Genomic DNA, 23,812 nt, shown 5'->3' on the forward strand with positions numbered 1-23,812 from the left:
CCCATCGGACCGCCGATCTCGAACCGGCCGGTCGGGTTCACCAGCAGCCGGTAGCCGTCGGTGACCAGCTTGATCCCGTCGTCCGCCAGCCGCTTCAGCTCCGGCTCGACCACGAACTCCCGGATGTCCGGGGTCAGCAGCGACTCCAGGTCGATGTCGCTCGCGTGCTGCGAGGACACCACCACGGTGTCCAGGCGCAGCGCCTTGTCACCGTCGTACTCGATGGTGACCTGGGTCTTGCCGTCCGGGCGCAGGTACGGGATGGTGCCGTTCTTGCGGACCTCCGACAGCCGGCGCGACAGCCGGTGCGCCAGGGTGATCGGCAGCGGCATCAGCTCGGGCGTGTCGTCGCACGCGTAGCCGAACATCAGGCCCTGGTCGCCCGCGCCCTGCCGGTCCAGGTGGTCACTCTCGCGACCGTCCGGGGCGGAGCCCTCGACCCGGGCCTCGTACGCCGTGTCCACGCCCTGCGCGATGTCGGGCGACTGCGAGCCGATCGAGACCGAGACGCCGCAGGACGCGCCGTCGAAGCCCTTCTTGGAGCTGTCGTAGCCGATCTCCAGGATCTTCTCCCGGACCAGCTGCGCGATCGGGACGTACGCCTTGGTGGTGACCTCACCGGCGATGTGCACCAGGCCGGTGGTGATCAGCGTCTCCACGGCGACGCGCGAGGTGGGGTCCTCCTTGAGGAGGGCGTCCAGGATGGTGTCGCTGATCTGGTCAGCGATCTTGTCGGGGTGTCCCTCGGTGACCGACTCCGAGGTGAACAGGCGGCGGGACATGGCTCTCCAGTCGATGGTGGGCGGAAGGTACGGCGGTCAGACGGCGGCCGGTGCCAGCATCCGGGCGCCGAGCAGGAGTTCGGCGGCGGCCCGGTCGATCCTGGTGTCCAGCCCGGGTGCGGTGGCGCCGAGCAGGTCGGCGCGTTCGGCGATGACCTGGGTCGGGACGGTCCAGCCGCCGAGGGAGCGGACCACCGCCCGCAGGTGGTCGCAGGCGGTGGCACCGTGGTGCACGCTCGCACCGGTGGCGGCGACCAGGACCGCCCGGTCGCGCAGCGCGGCCCGCGGCGCGTGGTCGAGCAGGTTCTTCAGGGCGCCCGCGTAACTGCCGTGCTGGACGGGGGTGATGAGGACGACGGCCCGGGCGGCCGCCAGACGGTCGGCCAGGTGGCGGACGTCCGGGTCGAGGGCGAGGGTGCCGCCGGCGTAGGCGTCCGCGTCCAGACCGGGCAGCCGCAGCAGCCGGCGGTCGAGGTCCACCACCGAGCCGCCGGGGTCGCGCTGCTGCAGGTGGTGGCGGATCCGGGCGGCCAGCCGGGCGCTGCTGGAGGCCGGCGCCGTGCTGCCCGTGAGGATGAGCGTCTCCATGGTGGCGGCGCCTCCTCAGACGGTGGCGGGCCGGCGGTCCGGCCGGGGGAGGCCGAGCCGCTCGCGCAGCGTGGGACGGGCCGCACCATCGCCCGACGGACCATCGCCCAGCGATCCGGCGCCCAGCGGACCGGCGCCCAGCAGGCCGCGGCGGCGCAGTTCGGGCACGGTGGTGGTGAGGAACGGGTCGTCGGGTGCGGTGAGGGTGGCCACGAAGCCGTCCGCCGCCCGCTGTTCGGTCCACCGGGCGATCAGGTCCGCCGGGTCCGGGCCGGGTCCGGCGGGCAGGGTCGCGATGACCTTGAGGTGGTCGGCGTCCCTGCCGCGGTCGGCGGCGTCCTGCCGGAGCCGGGTCCGCAGCCGCCGGGCCTCGGCGGGGTCGGTGGTGTCCAGCAGGACGAGGTCCGCGTCGGCGGCGAGGGCGGGGTCGGTGACGGCGACCACGGGGTGGCCCTGGGGCGGGCGGGCGACGTTGAGCGGGCCGGCCACCGAGTAGTGCGGGCCGTCATGGTCGAGCCGGTGGATCCGGTCGAGCTGCCAGTACTGTCCGCTCTCCCGGTCGTGGACGAAGGCGTCGGCGTCGAAGCTCTCCCACAGGCCCTTGACGACCTCGAGGTACTCGGCGGCCGCCGCCGTGCCCGGGCCGGTGCCGTCGGCGCACCAGCCGGTGCGTCCGCGGCCGAGGTGGTCGAGCGAGGCGGTGATCCGCGCCAGGTGGTAGGGCGCGAGGTCGCCGGGCGGGGTGCGGACCAGCAGGCCGATGTGCTCGGTGACGGCGCACAGGGCGGCGGCCGCGGTGGTGGCCTCGTACCGGCCGGGGGCGGCGGGGGTGCCGTCGCCGAGCAGCAGGGCGTCCATGCCGGCCTGCTCGGCCGCGCGGGCGAGCTGCACGAGTTCGCGCAGGCCGGGTGCGGCGGTGCCGGGCCCGGCGCGGTGCGGGGCGATGGCCGCCAGGAGCAGCGGGGTGGTGGCTGTCGGCCGGCCGGTGGTCATGCGGCACCTGCTTTCCGGGTACGGGCGGGGAGGTCGAGGCCGAGGTTCTCGCGCAGGGTGGTGCCCTGGTAGGCGGTCCGGTACAGGCCGCGGCGCTGGAGCTCGGGGACGACGTGGTCGACGAAGTCGTCGGCGGAGCCGGGGAGGTAGGGGAAGTCGATGTTGAAGCCGTCCGCGCCGCCCTGGGTGAACCAGGACTCCATGTGGTCGGCGATCTGCTCGGGGGTGCCGGCGATGACGTCGCCCATCAGACGCAGGGCGAGGCCGCGGATCGAGAGGTTCTCCCGGCGGGCGAGGCCGACCAGCCGTTCGGTGGTGCTCTGCGACTGGTTGGTGTACGGGATGTCGGGGACGGGGCCGTCGATGGGGTGGCCGGCCAGGTCGACGCCGAGGAAGTCCTGGAGGGTGCGCAGGGCCACGTGGTCGGGGACCAGGTCCTGGAGTTCGGCCAGCACCGCGAGGGCCTCGGCCTCGGTGGCGGCGACGATCGGGGCGAGGGTCGGCCAGACCAGGACCTGTGCGGGGTTGCGGCCGTGGGCGGCGACGCGGCCCTTGAGGTCGGTGTAGAAGTCCTGGGCGTCGGCGAGGCGGTTGTGCCGGGTGAAGATCACCTCGGCGTGCCGGGCGGCGAACTCGCGGCCGACCGGGGAGGATCCGGCCTGGATGATGACGGGCCGGCCCTGCGGCGGGCGGGCGACGTCGAGCGGCTCCGAGGTCTCGAAGTGCTCGCCGCGGTGGTGCAGCGGGGCGCCGGGCGAGCCGTCGCGGGCGTCGCCGCCGCCGTCCCACAGCTGCTTGACGACGTCGATGAACTCCTCGGCGCGCTGGTAGCGCCGGCCGTGCTCCAGGTGGTCGGGGCGGCCGAAGTTGACGGACTCCCAGGGCGCGGCGGAGGTGACCACGTTCCAGGCGGCGCGGCCGCCGCTGAGGTGGTCGAGGGAGGCGTAGCGGCGGGCGATGTGGTGCGGCTCGTTGTAGGTGGTGGTGGCGGTGGCGGCGAGGCCGATGTGCTCGGTGACGGCGGCGTAGGCGGCGAGCAGGGTGAGCGGTTCGAAGTGCTCGGTGCGGGAGGTGTGGCACAGGGTGTCGAGGTGGGTGCCCCAGACGGCGACGATGTCGGCGATGAACACGGCGTCGAACAGGCCGCGTTCGAGGGTCTGTGCGTTGCGGAGGTGGAAGTCGAGGTCGAGCTGGGCGTCGGCCTTGGTGGCGGGGTGGCGCCAGGCGGCGGTGTGGCCGCCGGGTCCGTCGATGATGCCGGCGAGGGTCATTCGCCTGCGGGATGCTGCCATGGGGAGGGGCTCCTTGGGGCCTGGGAAGGTCGGGGCCGGACGGGTCGGGACCGGACGGTCCGCGGGGTGGGTCGGCCGGGCGGGTCGGCGGGGTGGGTCAGCCGGCGGCGGCGCGGGCCAGGATCCGGGCGAGGGTGCGGACGTTGTCGCCGGTCAGCATCGTCACGTGGTTGCCGGGGACGACCCTGATGGCGAGGTCCTCGCAGTGGTCCTCCCAGCCGAGGCCGGGCCGGCCGTGGAAGCGGTCGCTCTCGTCGTAGTCGGTCCCCTTGCCGAAGCCGGTGTCCCCGGCGCGCAGCACGGCGACCGGGCCCGGGTAGGGACGCGGCGCGTAGCGCTGGACGGCTTCGACGCTGTCGCGCATCAGGGCGACCGGGTCGCCGCCGCCGTCGCCGCGGACCCAGTCGGCGATCTGGGCGAGTTCGGCGAGGTAGGCGTCGGCGTCGGCGGGCTCGTCGGGGCCGTCCTGGCCGTCGGCGCCGGCTGCGGTCCCGGCGCCGGTCCCGTCTGCGCCGGTGCGGTTCTCGGTGCCGCTGCGGTTCTCGGCGACGGTGCGCAGCCGGGAGGCGAACGACCCGTCGGCGTCGGCGTCGGTGATCCGGCCGTCGGGGGCGCCGGCGTCGATCATCAGGACGAGCGGCGGCGGCCAGCCGTCGGCGGTGATCCGCTGGGCGATCTCGTAGGCGATGACGCCGCCGCCGGAGAAGCCGCCGAGCACGATGCGTTCGCCGTTCTCCAGGGCGGGGAGCAGCGCCCGGAGGTAGGTCTCGGCGAGTTCCTCGGTGCTGAGGTGCTCGGGTTCGGGCTGGTCGACGCGCGGGTCCCGGATGCCGATGACCGCCTCGGGGCCCTGGTAGCACTGGGCGAGCTGGGCGTAGCAGGCGACCTGTCCGCCCGGCGGGTGGACCAGGTAGAGGGTTCCGGCGGCCGGGTCGGCGGCGTCGCGCAGCGGGACGAGCACGCCGTGCTCGCCGCCCGCGGTGGGTCCGTCGGTGAGCAGCCGGGCCAGTGCCCCGGCGGTGGGGTGGGCCAGCAGGTCGTCCAGGCGCAGTGTGTGTCCGGTGCGGTCGGCGATCTCGCGCAGGAGTTTCATGGCGAGCAGGGAGTGGCCGCCCGCTTCGAAGAAGTGGTCGGCGGGGGCGACCCGGTGGGTGCCGAGGACGGCCAGCCAGGCCTCCTGGAGGAGTTTGGACTCCTCGCTGTCGGGCCAGCCGTCGCCGTGGTCGCCGGTGCGGGGGGCCGGTTCGGGGCGTTCGGCCATCCGGGGCAGGGCGTCGTCGGGGATGGTCTCCAGCAGGTCGGCGACGGTGGTGAGGCCGTCGGCGGTGTCCGGGAGTTCGCGCAGCAGGCGGGCGCACCGGTCGACCAGGGTGCGGGCGTCGGTGTCGGAGAGCCGGGTCCGGTCGTGGACGGCGGCGAGTACCAGGCTGCCGTCGGTGTCGCGGTAGGCCAGCAGGGCGACCGGGAAGGCGGTCTCCGAGCCTGCCGCGTCGGGGAGTTCGACCCGGATGCCCTGGGCGGCGAGGTCCTGGTCGAGGCCGCCCTGGGAGCGCGGGTAGTTCTCCAGCACGACCAGGCTCTCGACCAGCCGTTCGCCGGCGCCGCGGCCGCTCCACTCGTGGATCTGGCCGGTGGACACCCATTCGTACGAGGCCATGTCCAGGGCCCGGTCGCGCAGGGTGGCGAGCAGCTGGGGGACGGTGGCCGCCGGGTCGACCTCGACGGTCATCGGCAGCGAGTTCATCAGCAGGCCGGGGAGCTGTTCGACCCCGTCCAGCGGGATGCCGCGGCCGGAGACGGTGACGCCGAAGCCGACCCGGACGGGGCCGGGTGCGCCGCAGGCGCGGCTCAGCAGCAGCGCCCAGGCGGTGTTGAGGGCGGTGCTCTCGGTGGCGGCGTGGGTGGCGGCCCAGGTGCGCAGCCGGTCGGCCTCGGCCCTGGTGAGGGTGGTGGCGGCCCGTCCGGAGCCGTGCTGTCCGGTCGGCCGGCCGGGCAGGGCGGGCCGGGTGGCGAGCGGTCCGGCGGGGACCGCGGCGGACCAGAAGTCCCGGGCGGGGGTGGTGTCCTGGGCCTGCAGCCAGCGGGCGTAGTCGCGCAGGTCGGGGCGCCGTTCGGGGCCCCGGTGCGGGGCGGCGCCGGCCAGGTAGGCCCGGTAGAACTGCTGGATCAGCAGGGAGACGCTCCAGCCGTCCAGCAGGACGTGGTGGAAGGTCAGCAGCACCCGGGTGCAGGCGTCGGGACCGTCCTCGTCGACCAGGGTGGCGCGGACCAGTCCGGGGCGTCGCAGGTCGAAGCCGCGCAGCCGGTCGCGTTCGAGCAGCTCGTCCCAGTCGGTGCCGGTGGCGGTGTGGCGGACCACCTCGGGGCGGACCTTGTCGTGCAGGACCAGCCGGGGCCGGTCCTGCCAGTCGAAGGCGGCGCGCAGGACGGCCTCCCGGTCGAAGACGGACTGCCAGGCGGCGGTGAAGCGCTCGGTGTCCAGGGGGCCGTGCCAGCGCCAGTGCAGTTGCTCGACGTAGCGGCCGGTGCCCTGGTGGGCGAGGGCGTCGAGGAGCAGGCCGTGCTGCTGGGCGGTGACCGGGACGCTCTCGCGGCGCGGTCCGGCCGGTACCGCCGCCCGGGCGGTCCGGGGCTGCGGGAGGGCCTGTCCGGGGGCGGTGATCTCGGCGGTGCGGACCTCGTCGGGGTCGGCGCCGGCGAGGGTGGCCAGGACCCAGCGCAGTTGGGCGACCAGGGCTTCGACGGCGTCCTCGTCGACCCCGTCGGCGGGGCTGGGGACCCAGGTCAGGCCCATCCGCAGCCGGCCGTCGTGGACGATGCCGTAGACCTCGATGCCGTAGACCCGCTCGCAGGTGGCGGAGTGCTCGCGCGGGATGGGGCGGCCGGACATCCGGAACCGGCCCGCGGGGCTGAGCTGGTCGGCCTGGCCGTAGTAGTTGAAGCAGACCAGGGCGGGCGGCAGGGTGCGCAGGGTGTCTCGGACGGCGGGGCGGTCGGCGTACTCGCGGCAGGCGCCGAAGCCGACGCCGCCCTGCGGTACCGCGGCGAGTGTGCGGGCCGCCTCGGTGACGAACCGTTCGGGGTGCTGGGCGCGTTCGGCGTCGAGCACGACGGGGTGGATGGCGGTGAACCAGCCGACGGTGCGGAACAGGTCGTCCCGGCCGTGGCGGCCGTGCGTCTCGACGTCGAAGGTGACGGTCGAGGTGCCCCGCCACCGGGCGAGCGCCTGGGCGAAGGCGCCGGTCATCAGCTGGTGGACGGACAGCTCGAGGCGCTTGGGCAGCGGGCCGATCAGCTGCTGGGTGGCGTCCGTGTCGAGGGCGAACTCCAGTCGGCGGAGGTGCTGTTCGTCGGGGGCGGGGCCGGTCAGCAGCAGGGTGTGGGCGGCGCTGCGGCGTTCGGCGAGGGCGAGCCAGTACTCGCTCTCCCCGGGGCGGGCGGCGACGGCGGGCAGGCCGTCCACCCACTCGCCGTAGCTGCCGGCCTCGGCGGGCAGCGCGGGCAGGGCTCCGTCGGCGAGGGCGTCGAGGGCGTGTTCCAGGTCCTCCAGCAGGATGCGCCAGGACACCCCGTCGACCACCAGGTGGTGGACGGCGATCAGCAGCAGGTCCCGGCCGCCGCTGCGGTCGCGGGCGAGGACGGCGCGCACGTGCAGGCCGTCCAGCGGGGCGAGGCTGCCCTCGGCGGCTTCGAGGACCTCGTCGAGCTCCTGCTCGCTGCCGAAGTCCCGCTCCCACAGCACCTCGCGGGGCGGGTGGGCGGTGAACGGCACGGCGTCGGTCATCCGGCCGTCGCCGGTGTGCCCGTCGTGGGTGAAGCGGGCGCTCAGCGCGGGGTGGGCGGCGACCACGGCCTGCAGGGCGAGCCGCAGCAGGGCGGGGTCGAGCGGGCGGTTCAGCTCCAGCAGCACGGACTGGTTCCACTGGTGGAGGTCGGTCCTGATGTGGCGGAAGAACCAGGACTGGACCGGTGCGAGCGGGCGGCCGCCCGGGTGGGCGGCGTGGGGGCCGCCGGTGCGGGCGGCTGCGGGCTGCGGGGTGCCGGGGTCCAGGTGGGCGGCGAGGTCGGCGAGCACGGGGTGCCGGTAGATCTCGCGCATCACCAGCTGGTACCCCTCGCGGCGCAGCCGGGAGACCAGTTGCATGGCGAGGATCGAGTCGCCGCCGGACTCGAAGAACTGGCTGTCGTCGGCGGCGGAGCCCAGCAGGTCGGCCCAGACCGTACGGAGCACGGCGAGCGTGGCCGGTTTCGGGGCGGTCGGCTCGGGTGCAGGCGCCTCGGGCGCGGCGGCCGACTCGGGCGCGGCGGGTGGCTCGGTGTGCTCCGGATCGGCCGGGCGGGCGGCGGCCAGCCGGGCCAGTTCCTGGCGGTCGGTTTTGCCGTTGGGCAGCAGCGGGATCCGGTCCACCGGGGTGATCCGGACCGGCACCATGTGCGCGGGCAGGGTCCGGACCAGCTGCCGGCGGACGGCGGCGGGGTCGAGGTGCTGCGGGACCGGGTAAGCGGTGATCTGGAGGCTGCCGGCGGCGTGCCGGGCGACCTGGACGGTGGCGTCCTCGACCCCGTCGACGGCCATCAGCGCGGCCCGGACCTCGCCGAGTTCGACCCGGTTCCCGTTGATCTTCACCTGGTCGTCGAACCGGCCCAGGTGGGTGAGCGAGCCGTCCGCGAGCAGCCTGACCAGGTCGCCGGTGCGGTAGAGCGGCCCGGTGCGGCCGTCGCCGAGGTCGAGCTCCCGGTAGCGTTCGGCGGTGCGGGCTGGGTCGCCGACGTAGCCGTCGGAGACCGTGCCGCCGCCGATCCACAGTTCGCCGGGTGCGCCGGGCGGCAGCAGCCGCTGCCCGTCGTCGAGGACGTAGCAGCGGATGTTGTCGAACGGCACCCCGATCGGCACCTCCGCGCGCCGGGTCCAGCTGCCGTCGTCGCCGCGCGGCCAGGAGAAGACGGTCGAGTACGAGGTCTCGGTCGGACCGTAGGCGTTGTGCAGGCGCGCCGGGTGGATCGCCTCGAAGGCGGTGCGCAGCTCGTTGGGCAGTGACTCGCCGGTGCTGACCACGGTGCGCAGGGTGCGGTTGGCGGGGAAGTCGGCGGCCTCCAGCAGCAGCCGCAGCTGGGACGGCACCAGGTGCAGCAGGGTGACGGCGTGCCGGTCCAGGGTCCGGGCGAGCAGGTCGGGGTCGCGTTCGGCGTCCGGCGGGGCGACCACCAGGCGGGCTCCGGCGACCAGCGCGACGAGCATCTCGTGCGCGCTGACGTCGAAGGTGAACGGCGCCTTCAGCAGCATCGCGTCGTCGGGCCCGATGCCGAAGTGGCGGACGGCGGCGAGCACGTCGGTGGCCAGCGCCCGGTGGCTGAGCTGGACGCCCTTCGGCAGGCCGGTCGAACCGGAGGTGTACAGCACGTGCAGGGCGCTGTCGAAGGCCGGGGCCTGCCCGGGTGCGGCGGTCGGGCCGGTGGTCAGCGCGTCGAGGCGGACCTGCTCGGGGCCGGCCGGGCAAACCTGCTCGGTCTCGGCGGTGACCAGGACGGTCCGCATTCCGCTGCTGTCCGCGATGTGCCGGCGCCTGGCCTCGGGGTGGGCCGGGTCGATCGGTACGTACGCGGCGCCGGTGCGCACCACGGCGAGCAGCGCGGCGACCGCGTCGTCGGTGCGCGGGAGCATGACGCCGACCCGGTCGCCGGCCCGGACGCCGCGCCCGGCCAGCCCGGCGGCGTAGGCGTCGATGCGCTCGCCGAGCTCCCGGTAGGTCCACCGGCGGTCGCCGAACTCGACGGCGGTCCGGTCGGGTTGTGCGGCGGTGCGGCGGCGCAGCAGGGTGTCGACGTCGTCGTCGCCGATGGGGTGGTCGGTGGCGTTGAGGAGGTCGAGGGCGGCGCGGGCGCCGGGGCCGACGCCGTCCAGTTCGGCGACCGGCCGCTCGGGGTGGTGCACGATCTGCCGGGCGAGGGTGATCACGTGCTCGGTGAACGCCTCGGCGGTACCGGCCTCGATCCGCGCGCTGTCGTACTTGAGCCGGCCCCGGACCCGGCCCTCGCCCTCGTACAGCTCCAGGGTGAGCAGGCCGAGGCCCGGGGAGGGGACGTCCTGGCGCCAGCGGGCCCGCAGGCCGCCGGGGAGTTCCACGCCGTCGGCGGCGGCCGCCGAGGTGTCGGCCCAGCTGTGCAGGACGAAGGTGCAGTTGAAGACCTGGGGGTCGGCCGGGTCGGCGCCGGGGATCAGTCGGGCGATCCTGGGGAAGGGCAGCCGGGAGTGGTCGATCGCGCGGGCCAGTTCGGTCTGGACCCGGGCGACGTACCCGGCCGCGCTGGTCGCGGCCTGGTCGGGGGCGCGGACCAGCAGGGTCCGGACGAAGTAGCCGACGGTGTGTTCGTGGCGCAGGTCGCTGCGGACGCCGAGCGGCACGGCGACGGTCGGGGCGGCCTGGCGGGAGTAGGTGGCGAGCGCCTTCAGGTAGGCGGCGAGCAGGACGGCGGCGGGGCCCGCGCGGTGGGTGCGCGAGAAGCCGGCGATCTCGGCGGACAGCTGGGCGTCCAGTTCCACGGGGACGCTGCGGCCGGCGGGGGCGCCGGGCCGGCCCGGGGTGTCCTGCGGGAAGTCCACGGTCACGTCGGCGCCGTCCAGGCGTTCGCGCCAGTACGCCTCCAGGGCGGTGGTGTCGGCGGCGGCCTTGGCGGCGCGTTCGGCGACGTGCTCGGGGAAGCCGGCGGGCGGCTCGCCCTCGAGGCCGCCCTGCCGGTAGGCGGTGAGCAGGTCGGCGAGCAGGATGGCGGTGGACTCGCCGTCCACCACCAGGTGGTGGACCACCAGCAGCAGGGTGTGGTGGTCGGCGCCGTGGCGCAGCAGCAGCGCGCGCAGTACGCCGTCGTGTTCCAGGTCCAGTTCCTGCCGGGCGAGGGCCAGCAGGGTGTCGCTGTCGGGTCCGGCCGAGCCGGCGGGGAGGGTGGCGGAGCGGCGTTCCAGCTGGGGGCGGCGGCCGGGCAGGAGGTCGAGTTCAGGCAGCGGCTCGGCGTCGACGACCCGGGCGGAGAGCATGGGGTGGCGGTCGGTCAGGATGCCGAGGGCCCGGTCGAGGGCGGGCAGGTCGAGCGGTCCGCGCAGGTCGAGGGCGAGCGGCACGTTGTACGGGGACGCCTCGGGGTCGCTGCGGTGGTGGAGCAGCAGTCCGAGCTGTTCCTCGGTCAGCGCCGTGCGGCGGGCCCCGTTCGCCGGGGGCGTCCCGGTCGGCACGTCCGGGGAGGGGTCAAGGGTCATCTGAGGTCTCTCCTGGATCGGATCAGGGGTGTGGGGAGTCGGCCGGTGGTCCCCGTGCCGCTCCGCCGCCTGCACCGTCGGCCCGTCCGCGGCCGGCCGTTCCGGCGGCGCCGTCCGGCGCTCCGGGTGTGCCGCGCCGCTGCTGCGACGTGCGGCCACGAGTCTGCCGAGCGCCGTCCACACGGCGCTGACAAGGTGCTGACAGTCCGTCGGCCGGGCGCCGGACGCGGGGGCGGGTATCCGGTTGCCCGTCCGGAGCCGGCCTTATACGGTGTATGGCAATAACGATGTGACCCGGCGTCAGGAGATGCGAACGTGCCCTCTCAGCTCACGCTCCACGACGTTTCCAAGGCGTACGCCGGCCGGCCGGTCCTCGACCAGGTCTCGCTGACCGTCCGCCCCGGCGAGGTGGTCGGGGTGGTCGGGGACAACGGCGCCGGCAAGTCCACCCTGCTGCGCCTGATGGCCGGCCGCGAGGCCCCCGACACGGGGACGGTGACGGTCACCGCCGACGGCGGGACCGGCCTGCTCGGGCAGACCCTCGGCCTGCCGCCGGAGGCGACCGTCGGCGACGCCGTCGACCTGGCCCTCGCCGACCTGCGCGCCCTGGAGCGCCGGATCCACCGGGCGGAGGCCCGGCTGGCGGAGGCCGACCGGGCCGCGCTCGACGCGTACGGGGAACTGGTGGCCCGGTTCGAGGCCCGCGGCGGGTACCGGGCCGACGCCCGGGTCCGCACCGCGCTGGCCGAACTGGGCCTCGCCGCGGTCGGGTTCGGGCGGACGGTCGGCTCACTGGCCGGCGGCGAACAGGCCCGCCTCGCCCTCGCCTGCGTGCTGGCCGCCGAGCCCGAACTGCTGCTGCTCGACGAACCCACCAACCACCTCGACGCCCCGGCCCTCGACTGGCTGGAGGCCCGGGTCCGCGGCTACCGCGGGACGGTGGTCGCGGTCTGCCACGACCGGCTGTTCCTCGAACGGGTGACGGACACCGTCCTGGAGGTGGACGGGGACCGCCGCACCGTCCGCCGCTACGGCGACGGCTACCAGGGCTTCCTGGCCGAGAAGGCGGCCGCCCGGCGCCGCTGGGAGGAGGCGTACCACGCCTGGCTGGAGGAGATCGCCCGCCAGGAGCAGCGCGGCGCGACCACCGACCGGCGGGTCGCCTACGACCGGCGCAACCACTCCAACAAGCTGCAGCTGTTCAGCCACGGCGTCCGGGTCCAACGGCAGGTCGGCAGCCGGGTCCGCAACTCGCTCGAGCGGCTGCGCAGGCTCCGGGAGAACCCGGTGCCGCGCCCGCCCGACCCGCTGCGCTTCACCGGCCGGATCACCACCCGGCCGGAGGACGGCGGCCCGGGCGGGCCCGGTGACGGGAACGGGGACGGGGCGGGAGCCCCGCTGGTGCGGCTGTCGCAGGTCGTGGTGGGCGACCGGCTCGCCGTGGAGTCGCTGGAACTCGCCCCGGGCGCCCGGCTGCTGGTGCACGGACCGAACGGCGCCGGGAAGTCCACCCTGCTGAAGGTGGTGGCCGGGCGGCTGGCGCCGGACTCCGGCGAGGTCCGCACCGGGGGGCGGATCGGGTACCTGCCGCAGGAGGTGCCCGACGGTGACCAGGGGCGGTCACTGCTGGCCGCGTTCGCGGCGGGGCGCGCCGGGACCGGCCAGGAGCACCGCGAGCGGCTGCTGTCACTCGGCCTGTTCCGGGCGGTCGACCTGGGACGGCGGGTCGGGGAGCTGTCGGTCGGTCAGCGCCGGCGGCTGGCGCTGGCGCGGCTGCTGTGCGAGCCGGCCGAGGTGCTGGTGCTGGACGAACCGACCAACCACCTGGCGCCCGACCTGGTGGAGGAGCTCGAACAGGCGCTGGCCGAGTACCGGGGCGCGCTGCTGGTGGTGTCGCACGACCGCCGCCTGCGGGAACGCTTCACCGGCGAGCAGCGCGAGCTGACCGCCGGGCGCTTCGCGGCGCCGGCGCCCACGGCGGTGTGAGCGGCCGGGGGGCGTCGCCGCAGCGCTCCGGGAGCCGCCGGAGGCGGTGACGGCCTCCGCCCGGCTGCGCCGCGCAGGCCCGGACGGCCGCCGGAGCCCGCCGCAGGCCGGAGGTCCGCGCCCGGGCGGCGCGCCGTCCCGTACCGGGGGGCGGCCGGGGGGTGGGCCCGCCCCGTCGGGGGTGTGCGGGGCGGGCCCGGTAGGGGTGGCCGGTGCGGGCGCTCAGCGCGCGCGGTCGGCGATGAAGGCGGCCAGCCGGTCGAGGCCGGTCGCGATCTCCGGTGGGGTCAGCACGCTGTAGGAGAGCCGGAGTTGCTCGGTCCCGCCGGTGCCCGCGTAGAAGTGGTGCATCGGGGTCCAGAGCACGCCGTACCGGCTCGCGCAGTGCGCGAGCGCGGCGTCGTCGGCCCGGAACGGCACGGTGACGACGGCGAACAGGCCGCCGGCCGGGGTGTTCCAGCGGACCCGGTGGTCCGGTGCGCCGAAGCGCTGTTCCAGGCCGGCGAGCAGGGCCCGGCGGTTGCGCCGGTAGACCTCGGCGGCGGGCGCGCTGGCCCGCTCCATGCTGCAGCCGTTCTCCAGCAGCAGGCCGCCGATGGCCGCCTGCGCGACGGAGGAGGTGTTGAGCGTCAGCATGCTCTTGAGCTTGGCGAGCTGGTCGGCGAGCAGGCCGCCCTCGCGGACCGGCTGGTCGGCGACGACGTAGCCGATCCGGGCGCCGGGGAAGGCGGTCTTGGCGAAGGAGCCGAAGTAGACCACCCGGGCGGCGCGGTCCAGGGACTTGAGCGTCGGCGGCCGCGCTCCCCCGTCGTGGAACATGGAGTACGGGTTGTCCTCCAGCAGCAGCAGGTTCTCGCGTTCGGCGATCCGCAGCAGCCGCTCCCGGTCGGCCACCGGCATCGCCGCGCCGCCGGGGTTGGCGAAGTCGGGGATGACGTAGCAGGCGCGCGGTTCGAGCCCGTCGGCCATGGCCTGCCGGATCTGCCGTTCCAGGTCGTCGGGGTCGAGTCCGGCCGGCCCCTCCCGGACGAGCCGTACCGGCATCTCCACCAGCCGGGCCGCGCCGGTGAAGCCGACGTAGGTCGGGGCGGCGGCGAGCACCACGTCGCGCGGGCCGCGGCGCAGCGCCCGCAGGACCAGGACCATGGCCTCCTGGCAGCCGGTGGTCACCACCACCGCCTCCGGGTCGACGGTCAGCCCCTCGTCGACGGCGAGGTGGCGGGCGATCAGGTCGGTGATGATGCCTCTGGTGTGGCCGTACTGGAACAGCGCCCGGGTGACCTGGTCGCTGTCGAAGCCCCGGTCGGCGGCCAGGTGGGCGGTGTAGGTCTCCAGGTGGCGGTGGAGCGCGGCGATCTCGTAGCCGCCCTCGTAGGGCCGGCCGGCCGCGAACGAGACCGCGTCGGGGTAGCGGCCGGTGACCTCGTTGAGCAGGGTCATCGAGGTCAGCGCCGGGTCGGTGAGCGAGGCGTGCAGGTCGGCGGTGCTCAGCGTGCCCCCGGCGGACGCCGGCCGCCTCGGGGGGTCGAGGAGTCCGGCCGCCGGGCCGGGGGCCGGGCTCATGCGGACGCGCCGTTCATGGCGTCGATGAGGCTCTTGGGCCGCATGTCGGTCCACAGTTCGGCGATCCGGTCGAGCGCGTCCTGGTGGCCGGTGGCCTGGACGGCGACCGTCCAGCCGGCCGGCACCTCGGCGAACGAGGGCCACAGCGAGTACTGGCCCTCGTGGTTGACCAGGACGAGATAGCTGGCCTCGGTGTCCTCGAAGGGGTTGGTCATGGTTCTCTCCTCGGATGGGTCGGTGTGCGGGCGGCGGGCGGCCGTTCGGTCCCGGCGGGCCACGGCCCAGCCTGCGGCGCGGCGCTGTCAGCGCGCTGACGGCGTTGACGGCGCCGCGCCCAGGCCGTGCAGCACGTCGGCGATCACCGGCGCGCGGTCGGCGGCCGGGTGGAAGTGGTCGCCGGGGAAGGTGCGGTGGACGGTCGCGCCGGTGGTGGCGGCGGACCAGCCGGCCGCCTCGGCCGCGGTCAGTTCCGGGTCCTGCAGGCCCCGGTGGGTGGTCACCGGGGCGCGCAGCACGGTGTGGGCGGCGGGCCGGTAGGTCTCGGCCAGCCGGTAGTCCGCCCGAGCCGTGCGCAGCACCAGCTCCCGCAGGTCCGGGTGGTCGAGCAGGTCGGCCGGTACGCCGCCGAGCCGGTCGAGTTCGGCGAGGACCCGGGCGTCGTCGCCGAGGTGGACCTCGCCGGGGCGTACCAGGTGGGGTGCGGGCATGCCGGAGGCGGTCAGCCGCAGCGGGTGGTGGCCGCGGGCCTCCAGCCGCAGTGCGGTCTCGTACGCGACGAGGGCGCCCAGGCTGTGGCCGTAGAGGGCGAACGGCCGGTCCAGCAGCGGCAGGGCGGCCCGGCAGGCCCGGTCGGCGAGCTCCGCGAGGTCGTCGACGAGGGGTTCCAGCAGGCGGTCGGCGTGGCCCGGGTACTCCGCCGCGAAGAGCTCCACCTCGTCGGGCAGCAGCTCGTGCCAGGTGCGGTAGGCGGCGGAGGAGCCGCCGCCGTGCGGGAAGCACAGCACTCTGGTGCGGGCGGCCGGGCGGGGGCGCAGGCAGCGGAACCAGCCCGCGGTGTCGGGTGCGCTCATGCCGGGACCGCCTCCCACTCCAGGGACGCGACCGCGTCCAGGATCCGGTCGACGCCGGGCAGGTAGTGGCTCTCCAGCAGCGGCGGCGGGTAGGGCACGTCGAAGCCGGTGACCCGGCGGACCGGGGCCTCCAGGTGGTAGAAGCAGCGCTCGGTGATCCGGGCGGCGATCTCCGCGCCGGGGCCGGAGAAGCCGTGCGCCTCGTGCACCACGACGGCCCGGCCGGTGCGGCGGACGCTGGCGCAGACCGTGGCGTCGTCGAGCGGCATCAGCGTCCGCAGGTCGACCACCTCGAGGTCCCAGCCGAGTTTCGCGGCCGCCTCGGCGGCCTCCAGGGCGGTGCTGACGGCCGGGCCGTAGGCGACCACGGTGGCGTGGCTGCCGGGCCGGCGGACGACCGCCGAGCCGAGCGGGCCGGTGTCGACCGGCAGGCCGAGCTCCTCCTTGCGCCAGTACAGGCGTTTGGGTTCCAGGAATACGACCGGGTCGGGGGAGGCGATGGAGCGGCGCAGCAGGGCGTACGCGTCGGCGACGGTCGCGGGGGTGACCACGGTCAGTCCGGGGGTGGCCATGTAGTAGATCTCGGAGGAGTCGCTGTGGTGCTCGACGGCGCCGATGCCGCCGCCGTACGGGATGCGGATGGTCAGCGGCAGGCCGACGGCGCCGCGGGTGCGGTTGCGGAGCTTGGCGACGTGGCTGACCAGCTGTTCGAACGCGGGGTAGGCGAAGGCGTCGAACTGCATCTCGACGATCGGCCGGTAGCCGTACATCGCCATGCCCACGGCGGTGCCGAGGATCGCGGACTCGGCGAGCGGGGTGTCGAAGCAGCGTTCGTCGCCGAACTCCGCGGCCAGGCCGTCGGTGATCCGGAAGACCCCGCCGAGCGCGCCGACGTCCTCACCGAACAGGACCGTCCTCGGGTCCTCGCGCATCGCGTCGCGCAGGGCGGTGTTGAGCGCCCGCGCCATGGTGGTCCCGGACATCACTCCCCCTCCTCGGCCGCGGCGAGTTCGGCGGCCAGCTGCGCCGACTGCTCCCGCAGGTGCGGTGGCAGGTGGTGGTAGACGTGCCGGAACATCTCCATCGGGTCGCCGGTGGGCGGCTCGGCGAAGCGGGCGCTGAGTCCGGCGGCGAAGGCGGCGGCTGCGGCGGCGGCCTCCGCGACGGCGGGCCGGTCGAGGACGCCGGCAGCCAGCAGGCGGCGTTCGAGCAGGTCGACCGGGTCCTGGCCGGCCCAGCTCTCGGCCTCGCCCGGGGGCCGGTAGCGGGTGTCGTCGTCGGCGTTGGTGTGGGCGTCCAGCCGGTAGGTGACCGCCTCGACCAGGGTCGGTCCGTGCCCGGCCCTGGCCCGGTCGGCGGCGTCCCGGACGGCGCGGTACACCTCCAGCACGTCGTTGCCGTCGATCCGCACCCCCGGCATGCCGTAGCCGGGCGCCTTGTCGGCGAGGGTGCGGGCGGCGGTCTGCTTGGCGAGCGGCACGCTGATCGCGTACTGGTTGTTCTGGACCAGGAACACCACGGGGGCGCGGCGGACGGCGGCGTAGTTGAGCGCCTCGTGGAAGTCGCCCTCGCTGGTGGCGCCGTCGCCGATGTAGGCGAGCGCGACGACCGGGTCGCCGCTCATCCGGGCCGCGTCGGCGAGGCCGGCCGCATGCAGGCACTGGGTGGCCAGCGGGGTGCACTGGGGGGCGGTCCGTTCGGCCACCGGGTCGTAGCCGCAGTGCCGGTCGCCGCGGAACAGGGTGAGCACCTCGACCGGGTCGATGCCGCGGGTGAGCAGCGCGACGCTCTCCCGGTAGGTGGGGAACAGCCAGTCGGTGGGCCGGACGGCGTGCACCGAGCCGACCTGGCAGGCCTCCTGGCCGCGCGAGGACGGGTAGACCGCGATCCGGCCCTGCCGGCTGAACGCGGTGGCCTGCTGGTTGAACGCCCGGCCGACCACCATCGCCTGGTACATCAGCAGTTGCCGGGCCGCGGGCACCTCGGTGGCGGCCGGTGCGGGGGCGGTGTCGACGGTGCTCATCGGCGCCCGCCGCCGCTGCGGGCCCGGGAGCGGCTGATCCAGGTCCGTTCCAGGTTGGCGATCAGGTCGGCGCTGTGCAGCCGGTAGGCCTGTTCCAGCGCGTACGCGGCCAGGTAGCGGCGGAACACGTCGAACGGCTCCTCCCCCAGGGTGATCATGCGGCGGTTGGCGGCGACGGCCGGGTTGTCGAGGTGCTGGGCGGCCCGTTCGACGGCGGCGTCCATCGCGTCGGCCGGGGCGGTCTCGTCGCACAGCAGTGCCGCCTCGGGGTCGCCGGCCCGCAGCCGGTGGCCCCAGAACACCAGCCGGCGGGCGAGGCGGGCGCCGGTCAGCGCGGTCAGCCGGAGGTTGGCGACGCCCGGGACCAGCCCCTCCTCCATCGCGGGCAGGCTGAACCAGGCGTCGTCGGCGGCGACCACCCGGTCGAGGGTCGGCAGGATCTGCAGGCCGCCGCCGATCGCGAAGGAGTCGACGGCGCCGACCCACGGCTTGTCGGCCTGCGGCCACCAGCGCTCGTCGGTCTCCTCCTCCAGGCACAGGCCGCGCACGAACTTGGCGATGTACCCGGTCTCGCGGCGCAGCAGGAACCCGAGGAAGGAGATCTCGCCGTGGTACAGGTGGGTGAGGTTGATCCCGGCGCTGAAGACCCGCCTGCCACGGTGGGCGGGGTGGGACATCGCCGCGCCGCGCAGGACCCCCACGTGGCTGGCCTCGTCCAGCAGGACCAGGTCGGTGCCGGTCTCCAGGGCCTCGACGGCGGCGTCGTCCTCGGCGTTGAGGTAGGCGTCGTTGCACAGTTCGAGGTGGGCGATGCCGGCCCGGCGGGTGACGGTGGCGACCTTCAGGTCGGCCCGGCCGGTGCGCCGGTACTCGGGCAGTGCGGCGAGCGCCGCCGGGGTGGGGCGCAGCAGCGAGTGCAGCAGGTGGGTGCCGGCCCGGGGCGAGTCGAGCACGGCGTGGAAGAAGATGCCCAGGTCGACCTCCCAGCCCTCCTTGTCGCGCTGGGCGAGCCGGGCCTCGGCGGCGAGCCGCTCCCGGCCGGGGACCAGTCCGGGGTGGCGCTCGGCGGCCAGCTGGGCGAGCTGTTCCAGCCGGGGGTGGCGGGTGAGACCGTCGGTCAGCTCGGCGTAGACGTGCTCGGCGTAGCGGGCCAGGAAGGTGCGGCGCAGCCGGCGGGCGCGCAGGTGCAGGGTGTCGGCGGTGTGCTGCTGGGCCCCGGTGCGGTCGGGGCGGGGCGGCAGGTCGTCGATGAGCTGGGTGAGGGTCTGCAGGCGGGCGGTGACCTGGTCGCGGTCGCGCTGGAAGGCTCCGGTCGGCCGGAAGTCCTCGTCGGGTGCGGCCGTGCGGTCGCCGGGGCCGGCGCCGCGCACGGCGTCCGCGGTGAGGGTGGGGCGCAAGGGTCTCTCCGTTCGGTGGGTCGGGTCTGCTCAGCGGGGTGCCGCGGCGGGCCGGCGGTCCGTCCGGGCGGCCAGGATTCGGCCGATCTCGGCGAACGCCTCGGGCCGGGCGAGGCCGGCGTGGTCGGTGTCCAGCGGGTGCTCCTCGATCCGGCCGCCGATGTGCGGCTGCCAGAGGCCGGCGGTGAGGGCGGGGTCGGTGCGGCCGACGGTGGCGGAGAAGAACTCCAGGTCGCCGCCGAAGTGGCCGGGGGTGAACCCCTGGAGCAGCCGGGTGTTGTTGAGGAAGACGGCGACCAGCCGGGAGACCGCGTCGTCGTCGAGGGCGGCCAGGGCGCTGCCGGTCTCCCGCAGCCGGGCCATCACCTGCGGCCGGTGCAGCGGTCCGTCGCCGAACTCGGCGCGCTCCACCCGGGCCGCGTTGAGCAGGATGGCCAGCACCTCCTGTTCGCCGACCTGGTGGCCGTCGGCGCCGTAGGAGCCGGGGTAGCCGTCGAGCACCGCGAGCAGGCTCACCTCGGCGCCCTCGGCCTCCAGGCGGGCGGCGACGGCGTGGGCGAGCAGCCCGCCGAAGGACCAGCCGAGCAGCTGGTACGGGCCGTCCGGGCGGACGGTCCGGATCTGCTCCGCGTAGTCCTGGGCCATCCGGTCCAGGGTCGGCGGCAGCGGCTCGTCCCTGGCCAGGCCGCGGGCCTGGAGGGCGTACAGCGGCTGGTCGCGGTCGAGGTGGCGCAGCAGCCCGCCGTAGATCCAGCCGAAGCCGCCGGCCGGGTGCAGGCAGAACAGCGGGGGTCGGCTGCCGGTGGTGCGCAGCGGGAGCAGGACGCCCAGCGGGTCGGCCGCGGGTGCGGCGCCGTCCAGGCGGGCGGCGAGGGCGGCGACGGTGGGCGCCTCGAACAGGGTGCGGACGGGCAGTTCGGTGCCGAGGACCGTGTTGATCCGGCCGGTCAGGCGGGTGGCCAGCATGGAGTGGCCGCCGAGTTCGAAGAAGCCGTCGTCGATGCCGATCCGCTCGACGCCGAGGACCTCGGCGAACAGGGCGCACAGCAGTTCCTCGCGGGGGTCGCGGGGCGGGCGTCCTGTGCCGGCCGCGGCCCAGTCGGGTTCGGGGAGGGCGGTGCGGTCGAGTTTGCCGTTGGGGGTCAGCGGGAGCGTGTCGAGCACCACGTAGGCGGCCGGGACCGCGTAGTCGGCCAGCCGGGACTCGAGGTCGGCGCGCAGCCGGTCCGGGTCGGGTGCGGCGGCGGGGTCGGCGGGCAGCAGGTACGCCACCAGGGCCTTGCCGCCGGAGCGGTCGGTGCGGGCGACCACGGCGGCCCTGGCCACCGAGGGGTGGGCGGCGAGTGCGCCCTCCACCTCGGCGGGTTCGATCCGGAACCCGCGGATCTTGACCTGGTCGTCGGAGCGGCCGAGGAACTCGATCACGCCGTCGGTGGTGCGGCGGGCGAGGTCGCCGGTGCGGTACATCCGGGCGCCCGGTTCGCCGAACAGGTCGGCGTAGGGGTCGGCGGCGAACCGCTGGGCGGTGAGGGCCGGCGCGTTCCAGTAGCCGCGGGCCAGGCCGGCGCCCGCGATGTACAGCTCGCCGGTGACGCCGGGGGCGACCGGCTCCAGCCGGGCGTCCAGGACGTAGGCCCTGGTGTTGTCCAGCGGGCGGCCGATCGGGACCAGGTCGGGGACGTCGGCGGGGTCGGTGAACTTGTGCCAGGTGCAGCCGAGGGTGGTCTCGGTGGGCCCGTAGAGGACCTTGACGACGGTGCCCGGGCAGTGCGCGAGGACGCTGCGGACGGCGGTCGGCGGGACCACGTCGCCGCCGGTCCACACCTGGGCCACCCCGGTGAAGACGTCGGGTGCCTCGTCGGCGACGACCCCGAACAGGCCGGCGGTCAGCAGCAGGGAGGTGACGCCCTCGGCGGCGAGGACCCGCCGCAGCACGGTGGCGTCCAGGTCGCCGGGCGGCGCGACCACGATCCTGCCGCCGGACAGCAGCGGGCTCCACAGCTCGTACGTGGAGATGTCGAAGGCGTACGGGGAGTGCATCAGGACGCGGGCGTCCGGGCCGGGCTCCCAGCAGCGGTCCAGCGCCAGGTCGATGGCGTCCCGGTGGGTGATGGCGATGCCCTTGGGGGCGCCGGTGGAGCCCGAGGTGAACATCAGGTAGGCCAGCTGGTCGGGGGCGGTCGGGAGGGCCGGGTCGTGGTCGGGCAGGCCGTCGGCGGCGGCGCCGGCGGGGCCGAGCAGCAGGGTGGCGGTGCCGGGGTCGGGCAGCCGTCCGGCCGAGGCCGGGTCGGTCAGCAGCAGCCGGGCGCCGGTGTCGGACACCACCCGTCGCATCCGCTCGGCCGGGTGCCCGGTGTGCAGCGGCACGTAGACGCCGCCGGCCTTGAGGACGGCGAGGGTGGCGACCACCAGGTCGGCGGAGCGTTCCAGCAGGACCGCCACCGGGCTCTCCGGGCGGACGCCCTCGGCGATCAGCCGGTGGGCCAGCCGGTTGGCCCGGCGGTCGAGTTCGCGGTAGGTCAGCTGCTCGCCGGCGGCCGTCACGGCGACGGCGTCCGGGGTGCGGGCGGCCTGCTGCGCGAAGCGGCGGGCGAGCGAGGAGCCGGACTGCCGGGGCCGGTGGGCGGTGGCGTTCCAGCCGGTCAGGGCGAGGCCGCGTTCGGTCTCGTCGAGGACGGGCAGCAGTCCGATCGGCCGGTCGGGGTCGGCCGCGGCGTGCGCCAGCAGGCGCACCAGGCGGTCGGCGAGGGCGTCGGCGGTGGCGGCCTCGAAGAGGTCGGTGCGGTACTCCAGCATCGCGTCGACACCGGCGGGCCGGCCGTCCTCGTCGTGGCGTTCGACCAGGTTGAAGGTGAGGTCGAACTTGGCGGCGCCGAGTCCGACGTGCTCCGCCCGGACCTCGACGCCGGGCAGCGCGAGGGTGCCCCCGGGGGTGTTCTGCAGTGCCAGCAGTACCTGGAACAGCGGGTGGTGGGCCGGCGAGCGGCCGGGGCCGAGCTCCTCGACCAGCTTCTCGAACGGCAGGTCCTGGTGGGCGTAGGCGGCGAGCGCGGTCTCCCGGGCGCGGCCCAGCAGGTCGCGGAAGGTCGGGTCGCCGGAGGTGTCGGTGCGCAGCACCAGGGTGTTGATGAACAGTCCGACCAGGTCGTCGAGCGCGTCGTCGGTGCGTCCGGCGACCGGGGTGCCGAGCGGGATGTCGGTGCCGGCGCCCATCCGGGTGAGCAGGGCCGAGAGCCCGGCCTGGAGGACCATGAACAGGCTGGCGCCGTTGTCCCGGGCGAGGGCGAGCAGGTCGCGGTGGAGACCGGCGGGCAGGGTGCGCAGGACGGCCTCGCCTCGGTTGCCGGCCGTGGCGGGCCGCGGCCGGTCGGTGGGCAGCGGAAGGTGGTCGGGCAGGCCCGCCAGGGCGCCGCGCCAGTACCTGCGCTGGCGGTTGAGCAGGCCGTCCGGGTCGTCCTCGTCCCCGAGCAGTTCGCGCTGCCACAGCGCGTAGTCGGCGTACTGCAGGGCGAGCGGCTCCCGGTCGGGGGCGCGGCCGGCCTGCCGGGCGGTGTAGGCGTCCGCCAGGTCGCGGCCGAGCGGGGCCAGCGACCAGCCGTCGCCGGCCACGTGGTGCAGCAGCAGGAGCAGCACGTGCTCGTCCGGGCCGAGGGTGAACAGCGTGGCGCGCAGCGGCAGTTCGGTGGTCAGGTCGAAGCCGTACCGGGCGGCGGCGGCCAGGTCGCCGGCCAGCTGCCGCGGGGTGGTCGCCACCACCGGCATGGCGGGCCGGGCCTGTTCGGCGCTCCGGATCTCCTGGTACGGGGCGCCGTCGTGCTCGGGCAGGACGGTGCGCAGGCTCTCGTGCCGGGCGGTGACGTCGGCGAGGGCCTCGCGCAGCGCGGCGCGGTCCAGGGGCCCGGTGAGCCGCAGCGCGACCGGCAGGTTGTAGCTGGGGTCGGGTCCGGTGAGGCGGTTGAGGAACCACAGCCGACTCTGCGCGGAGGACAGCGGCACCCGGTCGGGGCGGCTGCGGCGGCGCGGTGCGGGCCTGGCGCCGGCGGCCGGGCGCCGCAGGATCTCGGCGAGGGCGGCGACGGTGGGCGCCTCGAACAGGTCGCGGACGGCGAGTTCGGCCCCGAGGACGGTCCGGATCCGGCTGGTCAGCCGGGTGGCGAGCAGCGAGTGCCCGCCGAGCTCGAAGAAGCCTTCGTCGATGCCGACCTTCGGCAGGCCGAGCACCTCGGCGAACAGCCCGGCGAGGATCTCCTCCTGCGGGGAGCGCGGGTCGCGGCCGCCGCCGGTGCGGGTGGGGGCGGGCAGGGCGGCGCGGTCGAGCTTGCCGTTGGGCGTCAGCGGCAGCGCGTCCAGCACCACGAACGAGGACGGCACCATGAACGCCGGCAGCACCCGCCCCAGCGCCTCCCGCACCTCGCTCTGGTCCAGCACCGCACCCGCCGCGGGCACCAGGTACGCCACCAACCGGCGGTCCCCCGGCCGGTCCTCCCGGGCCAGCACGGCCGCCCGCGCCACCCCCGGCAGAGCGCACAGCACCGCCTCCACCTCACCCGGCTCGATCCGGAACCCCCGGACCTTCACCTGATGGTCCACCCGGCCCGCGAACTCCAGCTCACCGCGTGCGTTCCAGCGCGCCAGATCACCGGTCCGGTACATCCGGCCACCGGACCCGCCGAACGGATCCGCCACGAAACGCGCAGCCGTCAACCCCGGACGGTCCAGGTACCCGCGCGCCAGACCCGCACCCGCCAGGTACAACTCCCCCGTCACACCCGGCGCCACCGGACGCAGGAACCCGTCCAGCACATACACCCGCGCACCGTCCACCGGCCGCCCGATCGGCACCGGCTCCGGCCACGACGACGGATC

General features: G+C 75.6%; 13 protein-coding genes. 1 reads left to right on the forward strand and 12 read right to left on the reverse strand.

Annotated elements, in window-relative coordinates; all coding sequences use genetic code 11:
• From AC2TEW_RS36000 to AC2TEW_RS36020, 5 genes are all read right to left on the reverse strand, one after another.
• Positions 1-782 (reverse strand): S-adenosylmethionine synthetase N-terminal domain-containing protein (locus AC2TEW_RS36000; RefSeq protein WP_484627467.1); only part of this gene is annotated, 782 nt, incomplete at its 3' end.
• A gap of 36 nt (positions 783-818) precedes the next feature.
• On the reverse strand, positions 819-1,370 hold the full coding sequence (locus AC2TEW_RS36005) for an NADPH-dependent FMN reductase (RefSeq protein ID WP_484627468.1): 552 nt from the start codon (positions 1,368-1,370) through the stop codon (positions 819-821).
• Between the two features lie 15 nt (positions 1,371-1,385).
• The gene (locus tag AC2TEW_RS36010; protein WP_484627469.1) at positions 1,386-2,363 is read right to left on the reverse strand and encodes an LLM class flavin-dependent oxidoreductase; all 978 of its coding nucleotides are present in this window, start codon (positions 2,361-2,363) and stop codon (positions 1,386-1,388) included.
• Entirely contained in the window at positions 2,360-3,655 is a 1,296-nt protein-coding gene (locus AC2TEW_RS36015; RefSeq protein ID WP_484627470.1) for an LLM class flavin-dependent oxidoreductase, read from the reverse strand. The genes AC2TEW_RS36010 and AC2TEW_RS36015 overlap by 4 nt, the downstream gene beginning before the upstream one ends.
• Before the next feature lie 97 nt (positions 3,656-3,752).
• The gene (locus AC2TEW_RS36020) at positions 3,753-10,907 is read right to left on the reverse strand and encodes a non-ribosomal peptide synthetase (RefSeq protein ID WP_484627471.1); all 7,155 of its coding nucleotides are present in this window, start codon (positions 10,905-10,907) and stop codon (positions 3,753-3,755) included.
• 315 nt (positions 10,908-11,222) lie between these two features.
• Here AC2TEW_RS36020 and AC2TEW_RS36025 point away from each other — a divergent pair, with 315 nt between their 5' ends.
• Positions 11,223-12,893, forward strand: coding sequence for an ABC-F family ATP-binding cassette domain-containing protein (locus tag AC2TEW_RS36025; RefSeq protein WP_484627472.1), 1,671 nt, complete (start codon positions 11,223-11,225; stop codon positions 12,891-12,893).
• 222 nt (positions 12,894-13,115) lie between these two features.
• On the opposite strand, the gene AC2TEW_RS36030 is transcribed toward AC2TEW_RS36025, so the two are convergent.
• The 7 genes from AC2TEW_RS36030 to AC2TEW_RS36060 form a co-directional block, all read right to left on the reverse strand.
• Positions 13,116-14,456 carry an aminotransferase-like domain-containing protein gene (locus tag AC2TEW_RS36030; protein WP_484627473.1) on the reverse strand — a complete coding sequence of 447 codons (1,341 nt, stop codon included), beginning with the start codon at positions 14,454-14,456 and terminating at the stop codon, positions 13,116-13,118.
• Complete coding sequence (locus AC2TEW_RS36035) at positions 14,453-14,671, reverse strand: MbtH family protein (protein WP_033825532.1); 219 nt, start codon at positions 14,669-14,671, stop codon at positions 14,453-14,455. Before AC2TEW_RS36035 ends, AC2TEW_RS36030 begins: the two co-directional genes overlap by 4 nt.
• Before the next feature lie 87 nt (positions 14,672-14,758).
• Entirely contained in the window at positions 14,759-15,526 is a 768-nt protein-coding gene (locus tag AC2TEW_RS36040; protein ID WP_484627474.1) for a thioesterase II family protein, read from the reverse strand.
• Positions 15,523-16,509, reverse strand: coding sequence for an alpha-ketoacid dehydrogenase subunit beta (locus AC2TEW_RS36045; protein ID WP_484627475.1), 987 nt, complete (start codon positions 16,507-16,509; stop codon positions 15,523-15,525). The genes AC2TEW_RS36040 and AC2TEW_RS36045 overlap by 4 nt, the downstream gene beginning before the upstream one ends.
• Positions 16,509-17,549, reverse strand: a complete 1,041-nt coding sequence (locus AC2TEW_RS36050) for a thiamine pyrophosphate-dependent enzyme (RefSeq protein ID WP_484627476.1) — start codon at positions 17,547-17,549, stop codon at positions 16,509-16,511. The genes AC2TEW_RS36045 and AC2TEW_RS36050 overlap by 1 nt, the downstream gene beginning before the upstream one ends.
• Positions 17,546-18,946 (reverse strand): enoyl-CoA hydratase/isomerase family protein, encoded by a 1,401-nt coding sequence (locus AC2TEW_RS36055; RefSeq protein ID WP_484627477.1) that lies wholly within the window; start codon positions 18,944-18,946, stop codon positions 17,546-17,548. The genes AC2TEW_RS36050 and AC2TEW_RS36055 overlap by 4 nt, the downstream gene beginning before the upstream one ends.
• A gap of 30 nt (positions 18,947-18,976) precedes the next feature.
• Positions 18,977-23,812 (reverse strand): non-ribosomal peptide synthetase (locus AC2TEW_RS36060; protein WP_484627478.1); only part of this gene is annotated, 4,836 nt, incomplete at its 5' end.

The sequence above is a fragment of the Kitasatospora sp. NEAU-CNBT7 genome (genome assembly GCF_057220535.1).